Raw genomic sequence first — 4,850 nt, forward strand, 5'->3', positions numbered from 1 at the left:
GGGGCGAATCACATTCGCCCTTGATAAATCCATCACTTATACAAAGTTGAGAATAGAGTTAATATCTATAAAATACCATATCACCCAAAACACACCACGCCCAGCACCACGCCTTTTTCTGCTCCTGTTACGGCAGGTAGGTTGCCTGTTTGCATGAGCATATTTTGGCGAGCCAGCCACGCAAAGGCAACCGCTTCCACCCAAGTGGGGTTGATTCCCACCTTATCAGTGGTGTGTATGGTGAAGGTGGGTAGGTGATAACCAAGCCGTGTCAGTAGATGAGCGTTATACGCACCGCCACCGCAGACGTAGAGTGTGTTGTGAGTTTTGGCAAATTTGGCAATCTCACGGCTTGCCGATAGAGCGGTAAATTCGCACAAAGTCGCTTGCACGTCCACAGGCGTGATGTCAAAATCAATGAGTATCTCATCAAGCCACGCCATATTAAAGGCTTCTCGTCCTGTGGATTTGGGGGTGGATTGTGCCAAAAAAGGGTGAGTCATGAGCTTATCAAGCAGGGCAAAATCCACCACCCCTGATTTTGCCCAGTCGCCATGTTTGTCATAGCTGACTCTTTGATGGCGGTATATCCAGCCGTCCATAAGCAGGTTCGCCACGCCTGTATCATAGCCTGTTACATCATCGCCCAGTACGGTGATATTAGCAATCCCACCCAAATTTAAAATCACGGTTTGGCTGTCATTGGCTGTCTCACCCTGCTCAAAAATGGCTTGATGAAAAGCAGGCACCAAGGGAGCTCCTTGACCACCCACCGCCATGTCCCGTCTCCTAAAATCCGACACCACCGCAATGCCTGTGCGTTCGGCTAGGATATTAGGGTCAAGCAGTTGCAGGCTAAACCGCCACTCGGGACGATGTCGCACCGTCTGCCCATGACAGCCAATGGCGGTGATGTCATCGGCGGTGAGCTCGGTTTTGGCAAGAAGTTCATTAACAATCTCACTGGCAAATTCGCCATACAGACGGCTTGCCAAGCCCCAAAAATCAAGCTCGCTAAATCGGTCAAACTCCCCCACCGCAAGGCTTGCTGTGCCATTGGGTGTGCATAAGGCAAGCAAAATCCCCCGCAATTTGTTACAAAAGGGCTTACTATGAGTGGCAATAATTTTGGGCGTATCACCGTCAAAGTCGCACAGCACAGCATCTAGGGCATCAAGACTTGTTCCGCTCATCATGCCAATATAGTAGCGGTCTGCCAAATCCACGTCAAAGGCGGTATTACAGATCATGTTTATCCTTAGGTTGAACTGATTATTTGGTTAACATGGGTTGTAAAATATCCATCATACCAAACTTTAAAGTATGTGATTGGGTTTTAAAATGTAACAAAATATGTCAAAAACGATAAAATTCATTGAATAGACGCTAAAAAAGCAATGATGTTATCAAATTTTTAACAATTCTTTACTATTATAATGTATTATTCTAAATGAGCTGATGATATATTAATGCAATCAACTTAGGATACCTAACATCTAAGGTGATTTTATTAAACACTTTTCATTTTCCAAGGAGAAATCATGAAATTTTTAAAGGCTCTTGTTCCTGCCCTAGCATTGGTTGCTACTGTTTCGCACGCAAGTGATATCTTAGACCACAAACAAGCCGTCAGAGATACCACAAAAGTGCGTCAAGTAAATTATACCTGTGCCACAGGTGGTAGATTGACAGTCAAATATGGCTTTAATGAGCAAAGCCAACCAACTTATGCTGAGGCAGTTGTTGGTGGCAAAAATCGCTTCATGCCCATCAATCTTGCCCGTTCAGACGTGTCAGGTACTTTCTTTGGTCAAGAAGACAGCTACACACTCGGTGTGGATGCTCTAACGCTTGGTAATTACCACAGAGTAGGTTTGGCAAGCATTCAAGACCCTGCCAGCGAGATCATGCACAAAGATTGCCGAGTGGCTAGCATCAAAAAAATCAAAGGTTAATATCTTTATATTAGACTTCTTGTAAAACCCTAAATTAAAGAAGATCATTCGCTCTGAGCTAAGTTGAACCATAACGGTTTTCTGCCATCTTTCGACAAGCTCAGGGCGAACGGATTACTAGAGTCTGTTGAACATTCATATTTTAATCCATTGATAAGCAAAGGCTAGAGCCACATTATTTTCAAAGTTTCTTTTTAGCTTATCAAAGCGTGTGGCAATCGCTCGATAATCTTTAATTGTGAATCATAGCCTTTATCAGCACTTAGCATGACAACATTGGTTAAATCAACTTTATCTACCAAGTCTTTTGCCATTTTGATGTCATGGGTTGTGCCATCAGTGATGATAAAGGTAATTGGATTACCATGAACATCAACGGCTAAATGTATTTTAGTTGTATTACCCCACAACTTTTAGCAATCGCTTGGTCTTTAGGGTTTGCTCCACTGTTATGTTGATGGGCTTTGATGTAGCTACCATCAATAAAGACCCATTCCATGCCTGGTTGGTCTATTACTTTGTTAAACAGTAAAATGAGCTTGTTATTGGCTGACCAACGGTTGAAAGCTTTGTAAACTGTATTGTGTTTCCCAAAATATTTGGGTAGGTCTCGCCATGGTAAGCCTACTTTCATTCGATACAATACACCTTCTACAGTCTTTCGTAAGTTGGGTTTGTCATATAATCCAATTTCAAAAGGAACTAAATAGATGAAAAAGACCATTTTTAACATTGCTAAAATGGACTGCCCGTCCGAAGAGCAGCTCATTCGCATGCGTTTAAAAGATGTGTCTGATATTTATGAATTACAGTTTGATATTGCTGGGCGGTGCTTAACCGTCTATCACGATAACCAAGATACAATGATTTTACAAGTACTTGAACCGCTTAATTTTGATAGTCATATCATTTCCACCGAAGTGATTGTTGATAAGATAGTGTTTAACAAGTCTGATGAGCGCTTAGAAAAAAGATTATTATATCAAGTGCTCATGATTAACTTTGTGTTTTTTATCATAGAGTGTTCGGTTGGTATTTTTGCTAATTCTATGGGGCTGATTGCTGATAGTCTAGATATGCTGGCGGACAGCTTTGTCTATATATTGGCGCTATCAGCCATTGGTATGACGCTGGCGTATAAAAAACGCGTGGCATTTTTGGCGGGGATAACGCAGATAATATTGGCGTTATTTGGGGTGATAGAAGTGATTAGGCGTTTTATCGGTGCTGAGCAGCTGCCCAATTATCAACTGATGATTGGCACGGCATTTTTGGCATTGATTGCAAACTGGCTGTGCTTATATCTACTGAGCAAAAATCAAAATAAAGAAATCCATATCAAAGCCAGCATGATTTTTACATCCAATGACATTATCATCAATATCGGTGTGATAGCGGCGGGAGCATTGACGTTATTGACTCATTCTAGCTATCCTGATTTAATCATTGGCATGATTATCTTTGTCATTGTACTATTTGGTGCCAGAAATATTTTAAAATTGGCAAAATAATTCCTTTCACCAGCAAAGGAGTTTTTATGCAAATATCGGTCAAAGCTACCTACATACGTGGCAGTACTTCCAAAAACTTGATTTTTTAAAATAGCGTTTGACGATTTCTCTTAAAAAAACGCCTGATTTAGATACAGGGTCTAAGAATGTCGCCTTTGGATTTGACCAAATCTCAGACGGCAATAAATCCAGCATTTGATTGGCAAGTTTTGGCGATGTGAAAATCTCATCATTAGACAGGCTGGATAAACAGTCCAATACATCAGGGTTATAGCCCAATTCAAATAGCGATAATTGACCTTGTTGAATGGCATCTAGGTCTTTTGTGATGTTGCTGTCTATTTGAAAGTTTGAATTTTCCATTTATAAATTACCTTTATTTATGGTTACATCAAAACCGATATTACAGCTTTCATTTATTATCTAATTTTTTAAAATATGATTAATACGAGTTTTTCTATCAGGGATTTGTCTTTCTAATCCGTTATCCAGTCTTTTAATTACTTCACTCATAAATATTTGAGATTTACAATTATTATCCAAAAACTTGATATTCGGATTAGACCAAATATCACTAGAAAACAAATCCAAGACCCTGTTGATTACTTCTTTTGTTAAATTGTCATCACTATTTAACATATCAAGACAATCTAACACATTAGACTTCTTTCCAAACCCTGATTTTTATGGATTTTTAAAAACTTCAACCCCAATACTTATAAGGGTTTATTTTTAGTTTGGAAAGAGATTTATTATCATTATATAAACTTTCAAATAAATTTAGATTTCTTTCTAAATTCACATCTTTAATGACATCAAATTTCATTTTCTTGCTCACTTATTTCCAAAAAATAGATTTCTGGATAATCAGGTGGAATAGGTTTGGCAATAAAACCTTTATCAATAGAAGAAGCATTGTCTAGTTTTTCCACCAAATTTTCATAGACATAATCATGCCTTTGGATAAGCGTTTTGCTGATGAGCTTCCATTTGCTAAATACAATGGGATTTCCATTTAAATCTTTTAGCGTTAACGCATTGCCACCCACGATATTTTTTTGATAATAAAAACTTTGCCGTGTCAATAACAGCAGGGTCTGTTTGTTTAAAATAGACCTCTTTCCAAACTACCCCAGCTCAAAATTATAAATCGCAGAAATTAGATTCACCCTTAATCCAAATCTTTTTCTGCGATTGCGGTAGCGACATGATAAGATTTTAAAACACTTGAGTTTCCCAATGACATGTTCATTGGTTACTCGCTTGGATGATAACTTGCGATTTGCTTTTTTATCTGCTTTGGTTAAAGGTTTAAGTTTTGTCTTTTTCTTTGGTAGTTGGCTATTTGCATGAGTTTGTTGTATGCCTTGATAGCCTGAATCTA

General features: G+C 39.0%; 6 protein-coding genes and 1 pseudogene. 2 read left to right on the forward strand and 5 right to left on the reverse strand.

Annotated elements, in window-relative coordinates:
* Window positions 1-80: 80 nt before the first annotated feature.
* On the reverse strand, window positions 81-1,250 hold the full coding sequence (locus tag B5J94_RS04890) for an anhydro-N-acetylmuramic acid kinase (RefSeq protein WP_062501598.1): 1,170 nt from the start codon (window positions 1,248-1,250) through the stop codon (window positions 81-83).
* 291 nt (window positions 1,251-1,541) lie between these two features.
* On the opposite strand from B5J94_RS04890, the gene B5J94_RS04895 reads away from it, so the two are divergent.
* Complete coding sequence (locus B5J94_RS04895) at window positions 1,542-1,955, forward strand: ACP-like domain-containing protein (RefSeq protein WP_062501600.1); 414 nt, start codon at window positions 1,542-1,544, stop codon at window positions 1,953-1,955.
* A 135-nt stretch (window positions 1,956-2,090) separates the two neighbouring features.
* Here the strand turns inward: B5J94_RS04895 and B5J94_RS04900 are convergent.
* Window positions 2,091-2,688 (reverse strand): annotated as a pseudogene (locus B5J94_RS04900) (IS5 family transposase).
* On the opposite strand from B5J94_RS04900, the gene B5J94_RS04905 reads away from it, so the two are divergent.
* Complete coding sequence (locus B5J94_RS04905; protein ID WP_062501671.1) at window positions 2,666-3,466, forward strand: cation transporter; 801 nt, start codon at window positions 2,666-2,668, stop codon at window positions 3,464-3,466. The pseudogene B5J94_RS04900 and the gene B5J94_RS04905 sit on opposite strands and share 23 nt — an antisense overlap.
* 45 nt (window positions 3,467-3,511) lie before the next feature.
* Here B5J94_RS04905 and B5J94_RS14475 read toward each other — a convergent pair whose 3' ends face one another.
* The 3 genes from B5J94_RS14475 to B5J94_RS04925 all read right to left on the reverse strand — a co-directional run.
* Window positions 3,512-3,829 (reverse strand): hypothetical protein, encoded by a 318-nt coding sequence (locus tag B5J94_RS14475; protein ID WP_062501670.1) that lies wholly within the window; start codon window positions 3,827-3,829, stop codon window positions 3,512-3,514.
* A 452-nt stretch (window positions 3,830-4,281) separates the two neighbouring features.
* Window positions 4,282-4,515, reverse strand: coding sequence for a hypothetical protein (locus B5J94_RS04920; RefSeq protein WP_227713282.1), 234 nt, complete (start codon window positions 4,513-4,515; stop codon window positions 4,282-4,284).
* A gap of 78 nt (window positions 4,516-4,593) precedes the next feature.
* Window positions 4,594-4,850, reverse strand: a 257-nt coding sequence (locus B5J94_RS04925; RefSeq protein WP_143821901.1) for a transposase family protein, incomplete at its 5' end; no start/stop codon positions are given.

Source organism: Moraxella lacunata, from assembly GCF_002027545.1.
In the GTDB taxonomy this organism is placed as follows: Bacteria; Pseudomonadota; Gammaproteobacteria; order Pseudomonadales; family Moraxellaceae; genus Moraxella; species Moraxella lacunata.

Excerpts from the sequence above, each read along its gene's own strand:
- B5J94_RS04890 (WP_062501598.1), bottom strand. The coding sequence starts at position 1,250 with ATGATCTGTAATACCGCCTTTGACGTGGATTTGGCAGACCGCTACTAT.
- B5J94_RS04895 (WP_062501600.1), top strand. The coding sequence starts at position 1,542 with ATGAAATTTTTAAAGGCTCTTGTTCCTGCCCTAGCATTGGTTGCTACT.
- B5J94_RS04905 (WP_062501671.1), top strand. The coding sequence starts at position 2,666 with ATGAAAAAGACCATTTTTAACATTGCTAAAATGGACTGCCCGTCCGAA.
- B5J94_RS14475 (WP_062501670.1), bottom strand. The coding sequence starts at position 3,829 with ATGGAAAATTCAAACTTTCAAATAGACAGCAACATCACAAAAGACCTA.